Below are 473 nucleotides of genomic sequence, written 5' to 3' on the forward strand. Positions count from 1 at the left end.
GACTAGCGTACCCTCAACTATGAAAAAATTCTTACTTGTTGAAGACAGCTCGATTGTTGTAAAAATCATCAAACACATCAACAAAAGCAATGCTGGCTTCCCTTTTGACATCGCCACGTCCTTCGCAGAAGCAAAGGAACACATTCAAAATAATGGCGCAGATGCGTACCTTGTTGCAGTGGTCGACCTAAACCTTCCTGACGCACCGGATGGAGAAGTCGTTGACTACACCATTGCAGAAAAAATCCCCACCATCGTACTCACGGGAAATTACGATGAAGAGAAAAGGGAGAAAATGCTGGAAAAGCGAATCGTCGACTACGTTGTAAAAGAAAGCCGCTTCTCTTACGAGTATGTCATAAAGCTGATTAAGCGCCTTGAAAAAAACCAGCATATAAAAATTCTTGTAGCAGACGACTCCAAAATGTCTCGCCGCTACATTCAACAGCAACTTGAGACACACCTTTATCAAG

General features: G+C 42.9%; 1 protein-coding gene. It reads left to right on the forward strand.

The genetic code is table 11. The features are described 5' to 3' along the window. Positions 1 to 19 precede the first annotated feature (19 nt). Positions 20 to 473: response regulator (locus A3761_RS07000; RefSeq protein ID WP_156491698.1), on the forward strand; the 454-nt coding region annotated here is incomplete at its 3' end.

The sequence above is a fragment of the Oleiphilus sp. HI0123 genome (assembly GCF_001635315.1).